The following is an 18,754-nucleotide window of genomic DNA, read 5'->3' as shown; positions in this document are numbered from 1 at the left end:
GATGTCAGTATAACATGCTAAAAACGAATTCTAACTAATGCCCTCACTTTAATACAAAGGCTTCGCTAAGCGGGTTTAAGAGTGTTCACAATGGTTAAAACCTGCAAACTAACATCCGATTCAATTTTGGTAGCGAGCTGATAGGCCGATTCCACTTGAGCTTTCACAGTGTTCATTTTACTGCTGAAACTTCCCATGTGTTGACTCTGCTCACGAATGAATTGGCCTGCTTGATGCGCCACTTTTACCGAAGTTTGTGCCTGCTCCCTTACTTGATAAGTAGTTTCCATCAACTTAGAGGATATTTGTTGTTGATGTTCACTGGCCTGTTCAATCCCGCCAATATTCACCTCTAGCTCAGATGACGAGCGCTTAAGATGCTGTAAAATGGCGGTGATTTCTTCCAGCGACGTTTGGGTCCGCATCGATAAACTTCTCACCTCTTCGGCCACAACCGAGAAACCACGGCCGTGCTCTCCGGCCCGCGCCGCTTCGATTGCCGCGTTTAGAGCCAACAAGTTAGTTTGGTCTGCAATATTGCGGATCACATCCAAAATGGCACTTACATCACTGACCGCTCCCACCAAACTGGCTAAAGAAGCGCGACCCTGAACAACCGCAGTACTGGTTCGCTGATTGGCATCAATCACTTGAGCGACATCTTGCTGGGATTCATTCATCGCATGTTCGGTCGCGTTTGCATTATGCTCCACATCACTGGAAATTTGATTTAACTGCTCGGTCAATTTCCCTAGTTGCACCATCAACAGTTGCGACTCAGAGACCTGATGATCAGTTTGCTCAGAAGTTAAATAGACTTGGCGCACCTGTTCAGAAACAGCGTCAAGTGAATTGGAAACCACCGACAACTGTTGATTTTTAAGTTTCTCTAACTGCTCTTGTTTGGCCAGCAACTGGTTAAAGAAAGTCGCGATTTCACCTATTTCAGTGTTATCACGTCTCACTCTTAAGCGTTCGATCAGGCCATTTTGTACCAACATAGCAAAGCCATTACGTAACTCGCGCAAAGGTGTTAGCACCGTGCGCTTCATAACCCATTGCATCACCACCGCAATCAATAAAATCAAGCCCGCCACACTATAAAGAGTCGCTGCCACTCGCTGCATCACCGCATCTCGCTGTTCGAGCACTTGCAGCTCAGCTTGGTCAATCTGTTGAGTCAACTGGTTTATATCAGCAAGCAATGCCTCACGCATGATGTTTCGCTGCTGAATTAGCTCAGCAGAAGAGTTGAGCTCTTTCGGATAACGTTGGATCAAGCTACCTAGCTCCGCTTTAATTTCTTCCCCTAAATCGACTGCTTCATCAGGCTCACCGAGCGCAAACTCATCCACTTCCACTTCACTCATCACTCCCAGCAAGGGCTGTTTATCAATTAACTCAAATTGTTGGCGGAGCTGCTTCAAGGCATCATCATAAGCCAGCTTGCTTTGCTCTGAAGCATTTGCGAAGTAGCGATTACGCTGCATCGACAAAGACGCCACCGAATTCAGCAATTCGCTGCCACCGGTGATATAGGCCTTGGCTGAATCGTCATATTTTGCCGCTAAACCGTAATCAATAAAACTATCGGCCCAGCCTCGCATCTCTCGCTCAGCATTAATCAATAAACCCTGCTCATTGCCGCTTAATTTACCGAGAGCCAAGTAGCGAGTATGCAAAGACTCAAGCAGTTCATTCAACTGCTGAGATAACTGACTAAGTTTCAACCCTTCAGTACGAGCCACTAAATCTTCTAGTAAACTCTCTGCATCACTCAATTCGATGGCATTACCAGTGCTTAAATAGCGATTCACCTTTGCCACTAAGTGCTGATTAAATTGTGACTTGAGCGACTGATAGTGCTGCAACTGTTGGTTTGATACATTCAACTTCGCTAAAGAAAAATACAGCGCCACAATCAGTATCGAGCTCACTGCCAGTAAGGAAAAAGCAGATAAGCTTGAAAACTTTGAAACTCGCATAAAAACTCCTAATACAACTAACGAAGCGCTAAAGCCGCTCTGGCATTCGAGGGGTCATTGACCTTTCGAATTTAACTTTCGCTCAATTTTAAGGTTTCTTGAGCTCTGTGCAGGTCAGCGGTGTTCAACAAGTAACGAGCAACAAAGCAGCAAAACGTTTGGCAAAACCCTCCAAGCAATGCTGATAATGAACGCCGTCAGCAAGCACGACTAAGCCATCCAAAACAATCACAAATCGTCGACCGATGTTCATGTTATTGGCAGCTATTAGGCTCCAAATTAAGTGGCGATATTATGAAGGAATTATGACAAATTAATGACAGCAAAAACGAGGCGAAGAGATGACACAAAGATCCAACTAAACGCTAACATCGGCTCAATCATATTGCTCATTTAGAGGGTGATAGGCACACAAAGCTGTAACTCAAAGCGTTCTTCAGGATCAATAAACTGACATTGTTTATAACGAACAAAGGCCGGAATATTACCCATACGATAACCGCTATTCGGTAACCATTGCATATAAAACTGATGCAGCATTGGCAGTAACTCTCCATATTGTCCAGCCACTTCCAGAGTTGCATGCATGCCGCCCGGAATCGTTAAACAACTTACAGGGCCACGGCGAATAAACGGTGTGTCCACAGCAAGACAAGCAACATAGTGGCATAAGGGGGCAGGCACGATATCGGGATTAGAATGGTATAAGCCCAAAAGCTTGTCCTGACTCCAATCAATCTTCTGACTATCGGCCCAAACCTGAAGCTTTTCGTAGGCTTGGCGAATGCTGCGATCGTAGCCTTGATGGCGCACATAAGCCACGGTTTGCGCCTCTAAACGCCGAACACTTACCACTGGTAAACTAAGCGTTTGTGCCTGTCGCATCCGTTGCTGTAATTCTTCACTCCAACTTTGCTGATAGTTTGCTTGACTATAAACACTGTAGCCTCCTTCGCGCCATTGCCGAGGAGATTGCCCAAAATGTTTCTTAAAAGCCTGAGAAAAAGAGGCTGGAGATTGAAAACCGCAACTTAGAGCTGCATCTTGCACCGTCAAATGAGGTGAAAAAATCAGTAAGTTAGCACAACGCTCTAAACGCGTACGCCGAATATAATCGTTCACACTTTCCCCGGTGAGTTGTTTAAAACAACGATGAAAATGAAACGGCGAATAAGCGGCGATTGCAGCTAAGGCTTTGGCATTCAGCGGCTCGGCAATGGTTTGATGAATATAATAAAGCACGTCATTGATCCGGCTTTGTCTATTTACATCGGTATTCAATGACATAGCACTTCCTAAAAGTATTCGCTCAACACATTTATCCAAAAATAGCACAAATGGACAAGAGTTTGCACATAAATACTAATGCCTTATTGGGCTGAGATCTGTAATGATGTGCCCCTGTAAACGCAACCTAACAACCATAATAGAGCAGCTCATGATAGAACAAAGCAATCGGGTAAAGCAGACCAAAGAGTCTTACATCCGTAATATCCTAAAAGTAATCCAGCAACCTGGTATGCTTTCGCTGGCTGGCGGTTTGCCAGACGCCAGCCGTTTTCCGCAAGCTATCTTGGCGCAAGCAGCCGCCGAGCTTGCCGAACAACCAAGCATTTATCAATACGGTGCCACCGAAGGACTAAGCGAACTACGCAATTGGTTACTTGAACATGTCGCGCTGGCCGATGACGTAATGGTCACCAGCGGTTCACAACAGGCTCTGGACTTAATTGCGCGCTGTTACTTAAACCCTGGCGACCAAGTCCTTTGCGAAGCGCCCAGTTATTTAGGCGCATTACAAATATTCGACCTTGCCGAAGCACAAACGCTAACGGTAAAGAGTGAATCAGATGGCCCCAACTTGGCAGAGCTGGAACAGCTATTAGCAAGCCAGAAAATCAAGTTATTCTATGCCGTTCCCGATTTTCAAAACCCAAGCAGCTGCTGCTGGAGCCTAGCCAAGCGCCAAGCAGTGGCCGAACTGCTCGCCAAGTACAAGGTTGCCTTTATTGAAGACGCCCCATACCGAGAGTTACGTTTTGAAGGCGCAAGCTTACCGACCGTCACCGAGCTCTGTGATGGGGATGCTTTTTACCTAGGCTCATTTTCTAAAATCGCCACCCCAAGTATGCGGGTAGGTTATGTAATGACCTCCAAAGAATTGCTCGCGCCACTGAAGAAAGTAAAACAAGCCAGTGATTTACACTCTGCGCTACCAATGCAAAAAATGTTGTTATCGACCATTTGCCACCCTGATTTTAAGCAGCATCTGGAACAATTAACCCAGCATTATCGCAGCCGAAGAGACGCGCTGGTAAACGCCCTCAACACGCATCTCAGTGACTATGTTGAATTTACGATACCTGAAGGCGGAATGTTTGTCTGGTGCCACCTAAAACGACACCAAGCCCATCAGATAGCCGCCGCAGCTCTAAAAGAAAAAGTCGCGGTGGTTCCGGGTGATGAGTTTTGGCCAGCCAATAGCGAAATTCACGACCAAGCAATCCGCTTGAACTATACTGCCCTCGACGCTCCGCAGTTAGAGCAAGCAGTCATCCGCTTAGCAAGAGTCATGCAACAAAGCGATATCACCGCGGAGTAAGATAAACTCAATAGTCTTTACTTCTTAAATATAACCCAAAGAAGTAAAGACCTATTGCGCTTCGAATGGCTTGATATGGACACCAACTACAAGCTGAATAAAGCCCTCAGAATAAATCGAACACAGTTGTTTAAACAGCCGCTTCAACCATAAGGTGACTCTCGATATAGCGGGCGCGCTTCTTATCTTTTAGCTGGGTTAAATCAACCAAGACCAAACCATCAATACATTGGTTAAAATCAGGGTCAACATTAAAGTCGATAAATTGTACACCGCCTCGATGACATAATTCCGTATATTGCTTAAACAGAGTGGGTACAGCGGTTCCCATACTGGCAAGCGCACTTTTTAACTGGGCAAAGTCGGCCTTATAATCCTCGCCAGAAAACGAAATATGAATATTATTCTTGATCTGTTTCGCCCGCTGGTAAGGCTGACGCGAACGGGCAAATACCTGTGTTGCCGGAAAATAAGTTTGGTAGAAATAAATGAGTAAGTCTCGACCCGCTTCCGGCATGGCCGCACTTATGCTGACTGGGCCAAACAAATAACGATACTGTGGATGACGGGCCAAGAACGCACCAATCCCTAACCATAAGTAATCTAAACTTCGCTTTCCCCAGTACTTTGGCTGAACAAAGCTTCGCCCAAGCTCTATACCTGATTCAAGAAAACCACAGCTGTTAAGATCATATTCAAAGAGTGAATGGCTATACAGAGCCTCTACCCCCAGTTGCTTTATTTGACGTTGACTATCGGCAAAACGATAAGCACCGGCAATTTCTAACTCTTCGGTATCCCAGAGGATCAAGTGCATATAGTGGGCATCATATTTGTCGGTATCGTTACGCCGTCCCGTTCCCTCACCCACAGCCCTGAAAGCCAATTCACGTAAACGACCTAACTCCGACAAAATCACTGGTTGTGTATTCCCATAACAAATATAAATCCCCTTTCCATCGGGAGTCTCTCCGATTTTTTCGAGTTGCTTAATCGCTTGTTTGAGAGGAAGGCGTTGTTCAGGGTGGGCTATTGCTGCTTCTGTTTGAAATAGACCTTTTTTATGATTGCCAATTCGATAGAGGTGCTTTTTTAATAACTGAGCCTGAGTCGAACGCTCTAAGCCACTCAAACCAAAACTTTTAACTGGGATCTGCTCACCAACCACCATCGAAAAAACCTTATTTCGATGGAAAAAAAGCTCTTTCACCAATAACAGCGTCGACAAGGGACGATAGATTAAGGAGCTAATATAGAACAACCAGCTATTTTTAGCTTTTACACAGATGGGGAGCAAAGGTGTATTGGTTTTCTTCGCAATACTCACAAAACCTTTAGTCCACTTACCATCGAGCACCTTAATGCCCTTGAGTCGCGATACTTCCCCCGCAGGAAAAATGATCACAGCGCCTTCATCATCGAGTAATGTTCTAATCGCATTTAATTGCTTACGTTGGCTATTGCCTCGCATATTATCTACGGGTAACAACAAATCAGCCAAAGGCTCAATCGCAGAAAGAATTTCGTTAGCCACAATTTTAACATCATGGCGCACTTGGCTTACCAGATGTAATAGCGCCAAACCATCGATGGAACCAATAGGATGATTGGCAATAATGATGATCCGACCTTCACTAGGGATCCGCTCATGCTCATTCTGGTTAACTCGGTAACTTATATTTAATTCAGTAAACACTTGCTCAATAAATGCAACTCCCTTTAAATGGGGATGTTTATCGGCAAACGCTTGAAATTCATCTTCAAACAGTATTTTTGAAAAGAACCACTTCGCTAAGCGATGGCGACGCGGGTGCTGAACTAAGCTAGGAAAATGTTGATTGAGTACTTGTTGCGCAGAAATCATGATTCTCTCCCTGTATTCGTCGCTAGGCTAGAAGCCAAACATGACAAACAAGCAACAGAAAAATGGCAATTATATGACAAGCAATAAGCAACAAGAGGAATCACAGGGGGAGAGGGAATGCCAAAACTAGCGGCGAAAAACAAGCTTTTTATCGGCTGCGAACAAGCCCATACGGTTTTATATCTGCACAGCAGTTTGCCAAACTTACCGGAAAATTTTGAGCAACTTGATTCCGCTATATTGACTCAGCAACTACTGCTCAACAACAATAACAATTGGCGAAAAATATTAACGATCTATGCCAAGCTAACAGCACCAGATGATAACTGGAGGGAATACCTACAACAGGGCTTACTGGCAGAGCAACAAATCAACTTTGGCGACAAAATAGTCAGCAAAGCAAAACAACACATCATTGCAGGTAAAAACAATTGGCAACGATTTGACCATATCGTGCAACCCAAAGATGTTATAAGTCATAAAAAATTACAATTTATCGCCGCGAATATTTTACTCTGTCCCTACCCCGATTACCGCCAGTTCCCCAATATTTTAGTCGCCGAATACCGACACTGGCAAGATGAAGCTAAGAGGGAATATTTCTAGGTTACTGAAACATATACAAGTTTACAAAATTCATATCTAGCTAAAAAAAACAACCCCCTTACTGATAAAACTAACAAAAACAACAGCATAGCTGATCCTTGACAAATTAGCTAGCTGTCATATTTGACAGTTTAAATTATCAACAAGCTGAATTGTACTCATAGCATCATCATAAGGAGATGCTCATGAACTACGTTAACGGCCTTGCCGAACAATTACCAGCAACCACCATGAATCACTTAAATCATTATCGGCATCAAGTCTTCGTTGAAATGCTTGGCTGGGAACTGAATACCCCAAAAGGCATCGAGCAAGACCAATTTGACCGCGACGATACTGTCTATGTTATCGCTAAAAATGAGAAAAATAACATCAGTGGCTGCGCACGCCTGCTTCCGACAACTCAACCTTACTTATTAGAAGAAGTCTTTCCCGAACTACTCAATGGCCTGCCTTGTCCAAAACAAGATGACATTTGGGAACTATCTCGCTTTGCCGCTGTAGATTTTGACAATGATAACGAAGCGCCAACTCAACTGATGTCTAGTCAAGCACTCGGCTTACTCACAGCAGCCATCGAGTGTGCCAAACAGCATGGTGCCAAACGGCTTATTTCAGTGTCACCTTTAGGCATCGAACGGATGCTCCGTCATGCTGGATTTCGTCATCACCGAGCCGGCCCTCCAAAAATTCTCAACGGTTACGCTCTATTTGCCTGTTACATCGATATTAACTAACGCAACTTCATTGGAGACTCACGGTAACGCTTACTGATCGCCTCCGCGGTAATCTTTTGCCATGGTAAAAGATTGATTACGGTTATCAATAGCTCATCATTTCGACGAGGGCTCACATCAAGCCCTTGTTCTAATAACTGAATATTACTTCGCGGTAAGGCTTTCACACAACACGTCATTTGGCCGTCACGCCATAACCAATGCCAATCCCAACCGAGGGTGATCGCGCACCTATTTTCAAATAACCATTCGGTGTACCCCGAAAATGAGGCTCGTTCACTTTCAAAATCTACCGCGCTAACACTATCTAAACCCGATATTATATGCTCAAATGTCAATGCTGATAGCTGCTCTACAGTCAAACGAACTAAACCATCAGCGCAAGGCGTGACTAAATAATCAATAGCTTTGACAACAATTTGTCTACTTTCCCGTATTTTCATTATTTATTTTTAGTTATATGAAGCTTAGCTCATAAAAACACGCGCAAAATTTCGCTTCAATTGTCAACATTAACAGTTGCGCTATACTCAATTTTAAACAGGTTTATATTTATGCGTCATATTTGCATAGTTACAGGAAGATAAAGGATTCATGGAAGCTTGGTTAGAAGAACAATTCTGTTTACTAGAGCTGCAAGGCTCAAGTAGCGATTTTTTTGCTGAACTATCAAAAGTCACCAATGCATTAGGCTTTGATTTTTGCGCCTATGGTCTACGGATCCCCTATCCATTATCTGCGCCTCGCACCGAAATGCTCAATAATTACCCGACAATATGGCAGCAAACCTATAAAGAAAATAACTATCTGGAGATTGATCCCACAGTACATCACGGCATGACCTCGCAACTCCCTATCGTTTGGAGTGACCAGTTATTTGCTCAAACACCAGATTTAATGGAAGACGCTCGAGCCGTAGGTTTAGAATATGGCTGGGCTCAATCATCAAGACAAGCCAACGGCACAGTCGGAATGTTAACACTGGCAAGATCAACAGAAATGCTATCACCCGCAGAGTTAGTTCGCTATCGCTACCAACTGCTCTGGTTAACTCAGGTTACCCATCACGGTTTATCCGCGAGAATCACTGCCGAAAAACTTCAGATCCCGGTACTTAGTCAGCGAGAACTAGAAATGCTGAAGTGGACAGCAGATGGCAAGACATCAGAAGAAATTGCAACGATTTTAAGCATCACTGCTCGCACCGTGAATTTTCATATAAGCCAAGCAATGCGTAAACTCGAAGTCGTCAACAAAACTGCGGCAACGGTTAAGGCTGCGGTCATGGGGCTGATTTAATCCAGTAAAAACATTAGCAGTCAAAATAAATTGTAGGCAACTCTGTTTCATGAACCATGATGAGTTGAGATAACAAGAGTTGAACCTCGATGCGAAGAGTGCCGAGTGAACAAATTTAATAACGATCCGACTTCCTAGCCAAAAATAAAAGCCGACATACCTTCACTTCAGTAAACCTTCAAGTTTGCACTATTACTTCATTCATTCCATATCTGCTCATGATGCTATAAATTAGAATTTTTCAGCAAATCCAGCTTCATCGAAATAAACCTTAATCAACAGCCAAAATATTCACAAAATTCTAACTGCCGCTAAAGTTCATCAGCAACTATAATCGTTACACTTTCTTTTATTGTATTTGTGAATCATGATCTTAGATTTTAATTCAGCCTTATATCAATTCGGCTTAATCGCAGTGTTTGTGTTTGCCTTAACTGGCGCTTTAGCGGCCGCCAAACGCGAATTGGATATACTTGCCTTTATTTTTGTGGGTATCGTCACGGGCATTGGCGGTGGAACGATTCGCGATCTCTTACTACAAACCGAAAAAATATTTTGGATTGCTGATCCTAGTTATCTAAGCGTATGTATTACCGCATCGGTCATGACTTATTTCTTCGCCCATTGGGTGATTAGAATTGACCGGTTTTTATTGTGGCTAGATGCTGCGGGTATCGCCTTGTTTGCGGTACTCGGCACCAGCAAAGCACTGAGTTATGAAGCAACGCCTCTGGTCGCCATACTCATGGGGGTGATTAGCTCTACGCTTGGCTCAGCGATTCGCGACTTAATGTTACAGACAAAACTCGTGATTTTTGAACCAGAAATCTACGTAACTGTTTGTCTACTTGGCAGTACCAGCTATGTACTATTAGGCCTATTAGGCGTCAACGAAGTCCATAATATTTTGTTATCAAGCAGCGCTGCGTTCTTACTTCGTGTATTAGCGCTCCACTTTGAGCTTCGCTTTCCCGGCTTCAAACTATCTAAGTTACAAAACCGGGAAATCAGAAAACAACAAAACAAGCCTTAGGCATGCTCGCCAATAGCGTTCACATGAAATACGTGATCGATAGCCGCGATCGCATCTAACATCTGCTGAGTTGCAGGAATATCAATATCCATCAGCGTATAAGCGATATCGTTACGGCTTTTATTCAGCATATCGACCACATTAATATTCATATCCGATAATAACGCTAATACCTGGCTTAATATTTTGGGCACGTTGTCATTGGCAAAAGCAATTCGGTAGCCTTCACTGCGACTTAATTTAATACTGGGAAAATTCACCGAGTTGTGAATATTGCCATTCTCCAAAAAGTCGATGAGTTGACGAGCCGCCATAACCGCGCAATTTTGTTCCGCCTCTTGAGTGCTCGCGCCCAAATGTGGCAGCATTAAAATTTTCGAGTGCTTCATTAAATTCACACTGGGAAAATCAGTTACATAGAGAGATAAGTGCTGCTGGTCCAAGGCCGTTAAGAGTGCATCTTCCTCAACGATGCTACCACGAGCAAAATTAAGTAATATGGCACCTCGTTTGAATTCACCGGTATTATCTCCATTAATCAGGCCTTGCGTATGTTGATTGGCAGGCACATGAAGGGTGACATAATCACTAGCATTTAATAACTGCTTCAGTTCTTCGGCACATTCAATCTCTGAAGATAGGCGCCATGCTGCTTGAATACTTAAGGCGGGATCAAAACCCACCACTTTCATCCCCAAAGCTAAAGCGGCGTGAGCAACGGCCGCACCAATCGCTCCGAGCCCGATGACGCCTAAAGTTTTCCCTGCTAATTCAGAGCCCACAAAACGCTTCTTTTCTTGCTCGACACTCAGCGCAAGCGCCTTCGCATCCATGGTGGGTAATAAAGAGTCAATAAACTGCCAACCAGAGACCACGTTACGAGCACTGATTAACATCCCGCCTAATACTAATTCTTTAACCGCATTGGCATTAGCCCCTGGTGTATTAAATACAACAACCCCTTGCTTGGTACAACGTTCAATCGGAATGTTATTCACACCGGCACCACAACGTGCGATAGCTTTGACCGCTTTGGGAATATCAAAGTCATGCAAATTGGCGCTGCGTAACATAATGGCATCCGCTGTCGCTAACTCTGCTGCGACTTGATAGTCACTTGAAAAACAAGCCAGCCCTTGCGGATGAATATGATTGATAGTACGAATACTCGGCATACAGTTTCTCCCTAAACAACCTAAATGATGTTTCCGTGACAAACTGCAGCACGAAAGAATAACTAAATAGTTTCCTTAAAACTTAAAGGCACACCTGAGCATAAGCCCACTTTAACCATGGCATCAACGCTTGCAAATCTTGTTGTTCTACAGTGGCGCCACACCAAATACGCAGTCCCGCAGGAGCGTCTCTATAGGCTCCGATATCGAAAGCAACCTGCTCTTGCTCAAGCAAGCTCATGATCTCTTTTACTTGTTCAGGGCTGGCATCGAGAGTCAAACAGACACTGGTATTAGAGAGTGTGTTCTCTTGTTGAGCGAGAAAATGGATCCAATCATTTTCAGCGACAAATTGCTTTAAGACTTGGAGGTTTTGCTGCGATTTATTAATACTTTCGGCAACTCCGCCCATCGATTCAACCCACTGGAGTGCATCGACATAGTCTGCCACACATAACATCGACGGCGTGTTAATCGTTTCGCCTTTGAAGATACCTTCAATGAGTTTTCCTCCTTGAGTTAAACGAAAAATTTTGGGCATAGGCCAGCTAGGTTGATAACTTTCTAAACGTTCAACAGCCCGTGGACTAAGAATAAGCACCCCATGAGCCCCTTCTCCACCGAGTACTTTTTGCCAACTAAATGTAACCACATCTAGTTTTTCCCAAGGGAGGGGCATCGCAAATACCGCCGAAGTAGCATCACAAATGGTGAGCCCTTCACGTTGACTATCAATCCAATCTCCATTCGGTACTGCGACACCAGAAGTGGTGCCGTTCCAAGTGAAAATACAATCATGTTCCGAGTTTGCTTGATGCAGATCTGGTAGCAAACCGTAATCACAGCTGTAATGCTGGACCTGCTCTAACTTAAGTTGCTTAATCACATCGGTAAACCAACCTTTACCAAATGACTCCCAACTGAAAATATCCACCGCTCTGGGGCCTAGCAAAGACCACATAGCCATCTCCATGGCGCCCGTATCAGACCCTGGAACAATCCCCACCCGATATCCTTCGGGTAACAACAGTAACTGTTGAGTGAGTTCAATTGCTTGGGAAAGAGTCGCTTTGCCTATTTTACTTCGATGGGAGCGTCCAAGTGTCTCAATATTCAACTCAGCTAATTGATAGCCAGGCCTTTTGGCACAAGGGCCTGAAGAAAAATTGGGGCAATTTGGTTTCAACTGGGGTTTCATTATTGATCCTTGTAAACAAGAGCATTGAAGGAAATAGAAATAAACTGAGGCAGTATATGTCAGACCCAAGACGCATAAAATGATTTAGAGCCAATTTTGTTTGCGAGGTAAAACTTCAAGATAATCAATGGCCTTAAAACAGCAAACCATTACAATCAAGCGTATAAACGGCAAATAAACGCTGAGTGCGCTATGTTTAACTAGTTACTTGCTATTTACTACTAGCGACTGCCCCAATCTCCTTTGCAAACCCTGTATATATCGTTACCATTCATCCATAAACCGTTAAATAGCGATAAAATGTGAATCGATTTATTCCCCAATACTGCCCTCAATGTGGTCAAGCGAAGCTACAGAAAATCGATGTTAAACAGTGGTCTTGCAACAGCTGCCAATTTGTATATTTTCACAATATGGCCTCAACCGCGGGGGCTATATTACTCTACCAACAACAAGTACTGCTGGTTTCCAGAGCGGTTAAACCGCAAAAAGGCGATTGGGATCTACCAGGCGGCTTCGTTGAATATGGGGAAAGTTTAGAGCAAGGTTTACAACGCGAATTATATGAAGAATTACAACTATCGGTAGAACTACAATCGCTGCAATATTTTGGATCTTTCGCCAATCGTTACCATTATAAACAGGTGCTTTATCATACTTGCGACAGTTTTTTCAGCTGTAAGCTGAATCAGCAGCCCAATCTAAAAGCCTTAGATGATGTCGCAACTTGGCAGTGGCATCCTATTGCAGCACTTCCCTTTCATAAAATAGCCTTCAGCTCTGTACATCAAGCCCTGCTGCAATTGCAGACTCAAGTTCAAACGGTCTGATGACCGGCTCAGTATAAACGGCATCTTCTTAATACCTTGCTTTGGATGAATGAAGCGAGTCTTTCGGCTTGTAACTTAAGCACTAACTGTCAAGTATAATGCGTGAAATATATCGGATAAAACCAGATGCTTACAGCACTCACTATTTGAGTTCAAGTGCCCTAAACTTTCAACAAAATCACATCTACACTGCACTCATTCTAATCACACCAATCACCAGCGCATACGCCCTTCGCTTTACTCATCCGACCAGATATGTTAAACAGATGTAAACAGTTTGAGTGTGAGATTTACTATGAATTTATATTTTCGTTTATTCAGTCTGCTATTTCGTCACTGGTTCAGCTCAAAATCAGCAGCGTCAGTCAGCGAAGACTTTGTTATCTCCCTACGGGCTCTACCCTTTGACTGTGATGCCAATATGCACCTAACCAACTCCCGCTATCTCGCCTTCGGAGACTTGGGGCGGATCGACATGATGCTAAAAACAGGATTGGCTGCCGCGAGTCTTAAACAACGTTGGTTAGGCGTAGTGAATGCTCAGTCGATCACTTATATCAGACCCATTAAACCACTCAGCAAACTCGAGTTGCATAGTAAATTACTCGGTTGGGATGAAAAATATTGGTACTTTGAACATCGTTTCATTGGTCAAGATACCTTGTATGCCAGTATCTTGGTTCGAGGGGTATTTATTCGAGGAAAATCTGTCATAACGATGACCGATTTACTTCATCTAATCGGCGATACACAGCCATCACCAGAGCTCCCCTTAAGGGTGATACACTGGAAGCAGCTGCTCTCCACCAAAAAGCAAGAATCAGCGGTGGTACTGCAACAATAGCTTGAACACATACGCTAAACCCAAATTCCATTACAGGCCTAAGCGTATTCAATTTTTCAAAATAACGCTTACTGACTAAGCCGTTTGCTCATGGTACTCGCCATGCTAAGTAGCCCCCAAAAGAGCCACTGGTCTTAGAGATTTCTTTAAAAATGGAGCGCTGTCCACCATACTCAAGTTTAAAGCTAATCATTCGTAGCCTTATGAAAACATTCCAACTGCAACTCAACACGATTTTTACAGTGCTATGCATCTATGTTTTCGGTAATCACCTCGCACAGGCGAAACAAATATCACTTGCGATGAGCAGATCGATCCCGCCTTATATCATTGAACAACCTCAGTCGGGTATACAACTAGATATCATTAAGCAAGCTTTCCTAATTGCAGGGCATCAAGTAAAGCAAGTGGTTTTTACTTCAAATTTACGAGCTGAACGATTAATGGAAAAACTTACAGTCGATGCCATCGTTAATGCCCCTATTACCAATAAAAATTTTTACCTATCTGAACCCGTAATATTTTACCTAAATACAGCTATCACCCTTAAAGCGAGGGCATTGCCGCTAAACCATGTGGCCCAACTCAGCCAGTATAAAGTGATGGCTTTTAAGAATGCGATAAACTCTCTTGGCGAAGACTACACTAAAGCGATTAGCAGAAGTGAACTGTACACCGAAGTGGCTAATCAACATGCTCAACTAGAACGCCTCTACCGCGGCCAAGTGGACGTGATCATCATTGATAAACGTATCTTTGCCTACCTTAACCAAACCCGAATGCCCGCAGGTCAACAACTCCCAGAAGTAAGCTTTCACGATATATTACCCATTTCACCTCGTTTACTTGGATTTCACAACGAACAGCTTAGAAATCAATTTAACCACGGATTAAAGAAATTAAAAAACCAACAGCCTCAACTTTTCAAATAAAAATTGAATGATTATTTGAACTTGAAGAAAGAGATTACCAATCAACTAATTAATATATATAATTTAGTATTACAAATAACAAAATGTTTAATAACCCATTCTAAAAACGATAAAATAAAACCGCTTAATGATAGAAAAGATACTAAAGTTCTGATATAAAAAAGAGAATAATCGCTAGTAAAGACTTTTTATCAGAGCAAGCTGTTATTTTTATTTAATATAAACCTCAAAATAAATAAATGTGTCATGTATAGACGTTACATTTACTTTGAAAAGGTTATCATGGGCTATCTAATCTCGTTGTAAGGAAACATTGGAGATGTCTGAAAACCGTTATTCTCATACTTCCAGTAACCGCCTCGTCAGGCGTACAGTTGCCCTTGTCTTGGCTGGAGGCAAAGGCACTCGGCTAAAGCAATTAACCAGTAGAGTCGCAAAACCAGCGGTATCATTCGGAGGAAAATATCGAATTATCGATTTCACGCTATCGAATTGTATAAACTCTGGCGTGCGTAATATCGGTGTATTAACCCAATACATGGCCCACGACCTGATTATGCACCTGCAATCGGGCTGGCAAATTCAAAACCCGGCACTCAATGAGCGAGTGTCAATTATTCCCGCACAACAGCGCACTGGAGAAAACTGGTATCGAGGAACTGCCGATGCCGTGTATCAAAACCTAGATATTATTGATCATGAGCGTTACGACCGAGTGCTAATCCTCGGCGGCGACCATATTTACAAGATGGATTATTCTCGAATGATAAACTTTCATGCAGAGAATGATGCCGATGTTACTGTCGCTTGCATTCGTAAACCAATTTCTCAGGCCTCTTCTTTCGGCGTCATGGGCTTGGATGAAGAGGGGCGAATCGTTGATTTTGAAGAAAAGCCCGAAAATCCTAAGTCTGACCCAGGTAATCCAGAACAAGCCTTAGTTTCAATGGGGCTCTATATATTTAACATGGATGTACTGGATCATGAGCTACGTGAAGGACTAATAAAACCCGGTTACTCACATGACTTTGGCCACAATGTGATCCCAAATATCCTAAAAGACCGGAAAGTATATGGTTATATTTTTGCCGCAAAAGGTCATCCAGGACGCATCGCTTATTGGCGAGATGTGGGAGATATCGATGAGTACTTTGCTGCAAATATGGACTTAGTCGCCCCAGATCCAGAGCTAGACCTTTATGATCGAGAGTGGCCCATCATTACCGATCAAAAACAACGGCCCGGAGCCAAATTTATTTTTAACGAAGCCCAACGTCGCGGTTATGCAACCGATTCATTACTTTCTGCTGGGGTAATCGTATCGGGAGCCAAAGTTCACCGTTCGTTATTGTCATTGGATGTGAGAGTGGAAGAACATACTGAACTTGACCAAGTGATCGCTTTAAACGGATCAAGTATTGGTAAGAACTGTAAGATAAGACGCGCGATAATTACCGAAGACTGCATCATTCCCGATAACACAATCATCGGCTATGACAAAACTGAAGACCATCGTCGATTTACCGTTTCTGCAGATGGTGTAATCGTTGTTTCCAGTGACATGCTACGTTAACAATAGAGGCCATTGACCTTTTGAGGTCAATGGTCGTTTAACAAGCACTCTACCTTACAAATAAAAAATTCCGACAGGCGGTGATTACTCTACAAACAAAGTATCATCTTGCACCTTACAATCGACCAGCAATATCAAGTCTTTCGCTAAATATGTACTAAAAGTTTTACACATTTCTTGGCTGCTGGAATCGCGGTAAATCTTAGATAAAATCAGTTGCTGAGGTTTAATCGAATCTAAAGCCACTAAGGCATGGAAATAAGGACGAAAGCTCCAATTTGCACCAACCAGTCGATCATCTTCAACGATGTCCTGTTCAGTCACATCGTAATTCGGAGAGACTTGCGTGCCATCCACCTTACATAGAAAATAACGGAGGATCCCCACTTCAGCGAGTTGTTGACTCATTCGAGGTATCGATTGCACATTTTGCAGATGATGTTTTAACGCCAAAACCTGTGATTTAACATTCACATTATGCTTCACTGTCTGCTGAGTCCGTAGACTTTTACGCTGCAGATAACTGGCTAATAATTGCTGAACCTTGGCATGACTCAATTGAGCGGATAAAAAATCATCACTGGCCTTGAAAAATAGCCACCCTTGCATGTAACGCGCCCCACACTCCACTCCAAAATGAAACTCTTGCTCTGATTCCACACCTTCACAGATTAACTCACACCCTGCACGCTGCACCAACTCAGAAATCGATAACACCACATCCGCAGGCAAGCCGCCTTTAGCTGCGTCCTTAAACAAACGCATATCCAATTTAATAATGTCGGGTTCAAGCGCGATAATTCGATCAACTTGCGAGGCTCCTACACCAAAATCATCAATCGCCACCCTTAAACCTGCACGATGGTAATCTTTGACAACTCGTTGTAGATTATCGATATTACCGCTAGCTTCAGTGATTTCAATGACAACTTTTGAGGGATCAATATTCAGTTCATCGATCATAGAAATCGTGGGAGTGCAGATATTTTTGCTCAACATATCGACCCAATCAGGCACAATATTAAGCGTAATGAAGCCTTGTTGTGATGACTGAGCAAAATGCTCTAACGCCTGTCTACGCACATTGCGATCCACCTGACGACGATTGTTCAAGGTATATTCCTGATTAGAAAATATTCCTCCGGCGCTTAACACCTCTCCCAGTTTATTTTGGGTACGAGCCAAGGCTTCATAACCGGCAATTTGCCCCGTAGGAAGAAAAACTATCGGTTGAAAATGCGGAAAGTAATGCAGCGGATTTAACACCCGCTGCTTAGTCACCTGCGTCGCAGAATTAATGTTGACTATCTTTCGACCGCTCAAACCCGATCCCATACTATCCGTTTACCCAATATTTTATAATTAACCTGAAAGAGGTCACTTAGCAAGCACAAAACACGCCAATATAATTTATTTCGCAGTTAATAACTCTGTAAATAAATCCTCGATCCGTTGCTCAATGTTTCACTTTTACCATCAAATAATCTTTAAACGCGCTGTTAAGCATTTCAATAAAGCTTTGTTCATCGTCATGATAGAGCGAGGGTATAGCGACCATCTCAACCAAATAAGAGAGCTGCTGGAAGCATTCTATCTTCGAACATTGATTTCCCTTTGAGAAGAAAACTATCTCATTACAATAAGATGGGTGTCGAAAAGTGGGGGCAAACGCCAAAGAAATCCTTCTTCGGCGCACTTGTGGCTCATGATCACCTTCCACAATCATCCTCGCATTTTGGTTTGGCCTTTAGCTCACACTTTATCCAACTGCTACAAGACACCCTTAAGACTGCTTTACTGGCTCTAGGAATAAACCAACCCTGCTCTATACTTCGCTCTCAGTCTGTTTCAAAAATCCTGTTTGCAGCCAAACATCAAAAGTCACGCACTAAATTGGTGCAAAACATCCCAAGCTTGGGTGACTCAAAGCGCGAAAACCATAATCAGTTTCATCAGATTCACTATCGGATCTTTTTACTTTTGTAAAATTAAAATCAAATCCAAAGACTCATGACTCAATCACCTCCAGCACTCACCCTATCAAATGATAATAATTACTTGCAAGCTTTCAAATGT

General features: G+C 43.2%; 16 protein-coding genes. 9 read left to right on the top strand and 7 right to left on the bottom strand.

Going from position 1 to position 18,754, the window contains the following annotated elements:
* Positions 1-65 precede the first annotated feature (65 nt).
* Both ACRRSW_RS06315 and ACRRSW_RS06310 read right to left on the bottom strand, forming a co-directional pair.
* A complete protein-coding gene (locus tag ACRRSW_RS06315; RefSeq protein ID WP_432458910.1) occupies positions 66-1,985 on the bottom strand; it encodes a methyl-accepting chemotaxis protein in 1,920 nt (639 codons plus the stop codon).
* Positions 1,986-2,378: 393 nt separating this feature from the next.
* Positions 2,379-3,272, bottom strand: coding sequence for an AraC family transcriptional regulator (locus tag ACRRSW_RS06310; protein ID WP_432458909.1), 894 nt, complete (start codon positions 3,270-3,272; stop codon positions 2,379-2,381).
* 151 nt (positions 3,273-3,423) lie between these two features.
* Between ACRRSW_RS06310 and ACRRSW_RS06305 the strand changes: the two genes are divergently transcribed.
* Positions 3,424-4,587, top strand: coding sequence for a PLP-dependent aminotransferase family protein (locus ACRRSW_RS06305; protein WP_432458908.1), 1,164 nt, complete (start codon positions 3,424-3,426; stop codon positions 4,585-4,587).
* Between the two features lie 130 nt (positions 4,588-4,717).
* Here the strand turns inward: ACRRSW_RS06305 and ACRRSW_RS06300 are convergent, their stop codons facing one another.
* Positions 4,718-6,451 (bottom strand): GNAT family N-acyltransferase, encoded by a 1,734-nt coding sequence (locus ACRRSW_RS06300; RefSeq protein ID WP_432458907.1) that lies wholly within the window; start codon positions 6,449-6,451, stop codon positions 4,718-4,720.
* Between the two features lie 117 nt (positions 6,452-6,568).
* Between ACRRSW_RS06300 and ACRRSW_RS06295 the strand changes: the two genes are divergently transcribed.
* A complete protein-coding gene (locus tag ACRRSW_RS06295; protein WP_432458906.1) occupies positions 6,569-7,057 on the top strand; it encodes a DUF6942 family protein in 489 nt (162 codons plus the stop codon).
* Between the two features lie 185 nt (positions 7,058-7,242).
* On the top strand, positions 7,243-7,794 hold the full coding sequence (locus ACRRSW_RS06290; RefSeq protein ID WP_432454052.1) for an acyl-homoserine-lactone synthase: 552 nt from the start codon (positions 7,243-7,245) through the stop codon (positions 7,792-7,794).
* On the opposite strand, the gene ACRRSW_RS06285 is transcribed toward ACRRSW_RS06290, so the two are convergent.
* A complete protein-coding gene (locus tag ACRRSW_RS06285; RefSeq protein ID WP_432458905.1) occupies positions 7,791-8,237 on the bottom strand; it encodes a DUF4902 domain-containing protein in 447 nt (148 codons plus the stop codon). The genes ACRRSW_RS06290 and ACRRSW_RS06285 overlap by 4 nt on opposite strands.
* Positions 8,238-8,388: 151 nt before the next feature.
* Between ACRRSW_RS06285 and ACRRSW_RS06280 the strand changes: the two genes are divergently transcribed.
* Positions 8,389-9,093 carry an autoinducer binding domain-containing protein gene (locus ACRRSW_RS06280; protein WP_432458904.1) on the top strand — a complete coding sequence of 235 codons (705 nt, stop codon included), beginning with the start codon at positions 8,389-8,391 and terminating at the stop codon, positions 9,091-9,093.
* 367 nt (positions 9,094-9,460) lie between these two features.
* Positions 9,461-10,126 (top strand): trimeric intracellular cation channel family protein, encoded by a 666-nt coding sequence (locus ACRRSW_RS06275; protein ID WP_432458903.1) that lies wholly within the window; start codon positions 9,461-9,463, stop codon positions 10,124-10,126.
* Here ACRRSW_RS06275 and ACRRSW_RS06270 read toward each other — a convergent pair.
* Together ACRRSW_RS06270 and ACRRSW_RS06265 are read right to left on the bottom strand one after the other, a co-directional pair.
* Positions 10,123-11,301, bottom strand: a complete 1,179-nt coding sequence (locus tag ACRRSW_RS06270) for a 3-phosphoglycerate dehydrogenase family protein (protein WP_432454056.1) — start codon at positions 11,299-11,301, stop codon at positions 10,123-10,125. The two genes, ACRRSW_RS06275 and ACRRSW_RS06270, sit on opposite strands and share 4 nt — an antisense overlap.
* An 82-nt stretch (positions 11,302-11,383) precedes the next feature.
* Positions 11,384-12,499: a phosphoserine transaminase gene (locus ACRRSW_RS06265; RefSeq protein WP_432458902.1), complete on the bottom strand. Its 1,116-nt coding sequence runs from the start codon at positions 12,497-12,499 to the stop codon at positions 11,384-11,386.
* Between the two features lie 302 nt (positions 12,500-12,801).
* Here ACRRSW_RS06265 and ACRRSW_RS06260 point away from each other — a divergent pair, with 302 nt between their 5' ends.
* From ACRRSW_RS06260 to glgC, 4 genes are all read left to right on the top strand, one after another.
* Positions 12,802-13,329 carry an NUDIX hydrolase gene (locus ACRRSW_RS06260; protein ID WP_432458901.1) on the top strand — a complete coding sequence of 176 codons (528 nt, stop codon included), beginning with the start codon at positions 12,802-12,804 and terminating at the stop codon, positions 13,327-13,329.
* A gap of 295 nt (positions 13,330-13,624) precedes the next feature.
* On the top strand, positions 13,625-14,173 hold the full coding sequence (locus tag ACRRSW_RS06255) for an acyl-CoA thioesterase (protein WP_432454059.1): 549 nt from the start codon (positions 13,625-13,627) through the stop codon (positions 14,171-14,173).
* Positions 14,174-14,475: 302 nt separating this feature from the next.
* Entirely contained in the window at positions 14,476-15,105 is a 630-nt protein-coding gene (locus tag ACRRSW_RS06250) for a hypothetical protein (RefSeq protein WP_432458900.1), read from the top strand.
* A gap of 319 nt (positions 15,106-15,424) precedes the next feature.
* Positions 15,425-16,678, top strand: a complete 1,254-nt coding sequence (gene glgC / locus ACRRSW_RS06245; protein ID WP_432454061.1) for a glucose-1-phosphate adenylyltransferase — start codon at positions 15,425-15,427, stop codon at positions 16,676-16,678.
* A gap of 84 nt (positions 16,679-16,762) precedes the next feature.
* On the opposite strand, the gene ACRRSW_RS06240 is transcribed toward glgC, so the two are convergent.
* Positions 16,763-18,001 carry an EAL domain-containing protein gene (locus ACRRSW_RS06240; protein ID WP_432454062.1) on the bottom strand — a complete coding sequence of 413 codons (1,239 nt, stop codon included), beginning with the start codon at positions 17,999-18,001 and terminating at the stop codon, positions 16,763-16,765.
* Positions 18,002-18,754: the final 753 nt, after the last annotated feature.

Source organism: Agarivorans sp. QJM3NY_25 (assembly GCF_050870875.2).
In the GTDB taxonomy this organism is placed as follows: domain Bacteria; phylum Pseudomonadota; class Gammaproteobacteria; order Enterobacterales; family Celerinatantimonadaceae; genus Agarivorans.
The sequence above is the reverse complement of the archived record's forward strand: the minus strand, read 5'-3'. Positions and strand labels throughout refer to the sequence as shown.

Coding starts and splice junctions, on each gene's coding strand:
- glgC (WP_432454061.1), top strand. CDS start 15,425: ATGTCTGAAAACCGTTATTCTCATACTTCCAGTAACCGCCTCGTCAGG.
- ACRRSW_RS06285 (WP_432458905.1), bottom strand. CDS start 8,237: ATGAAAATACGGGAAAGTAGACAAATTGTTGTCAAAGCTATTGATTAT.
- ACRRSW_RS06270 (WP_432454056.1), bottom strand. CDS start 11,301: ATGCCGAGTATTCGTACTATCAATCATATTCATCCGCAAGGGCTGGCT.
- ACRRSW_RS06250 (WP_432458900.1), top strand. CDS start 14,476: ATGAGCAGATCGATCCCGCCTTATATCATTGAACAACCTCAGTCGGGT.
- ACRRSW_RS06265 (WP_432458902.1), bottom strand. CDS start 12,499: ATGAAACCCCAGTTGAAACCAAATTGCCCCAATTTTTCTTCAGGCCCT.
- ACRRSW_RS06300 (WP_432458907.1), bottom strand. CDS start 6,451: ATGATTTCTGCGCAACAAGTACTCAATCAACATTTTCCTAGCTTAGTT.
- ACRRSW_RS06280 (WP_432458904.1), top strand. CDS start 8,389: ATGGAAGCTTGGTTAGAAGAACAATTCTGTTTACTAGAGCTGCAAGGC.
- ACRRSW_RS06310 (WP_432458909.1), bottom strand. CDS start 3,272: ATGTCATTGAATACCGATGTAAATAGACAAAGCCGGATCAATGACGTG.
- ACRRSW_RS06275 (WP_432458903.1), top strand. CDS start 9,461: ATGATCTTAGATTTTAATTCAGCCTTATATCAATTCGGCTTAATCGCA.
- ACRRSW_RS06255 (WP_432454059.1), top strand. CDS start 13,625: ATGAATTTATATTTTCGTTTATTCAGTCTGCTATTTCGTCACTGGTTC.
- ACRRSW_RS06295 (WP_432458906.1), top strand. CDS start 6,569: ATGCCAAAACTAGCGGCGAAAAACAAGCTTTTTATCGGCTGCGAACAA.
- ACRRSW_RS06315 (WP_432458910.1), bottom strand. CDS start 1,985: ATGCGAGTTTCAAAGTTTTCAAGCTTATCTGCTTTTTCCTTACTGGCA.
- ACRRSW_RS06290 (WP_432454052.1), top strand. CDS start 7,243: ATGAACTACGTTAACGGCCTTGCCGAACAATTACCAGCAACCACCATG.
- ACRRSW_RS06305 (WP_432458908.1), top strand. CDS start 3,424: ATGATAGAACAAAGCAATCGGGTAAAGCAGACCAAAGAGTCTTACATC.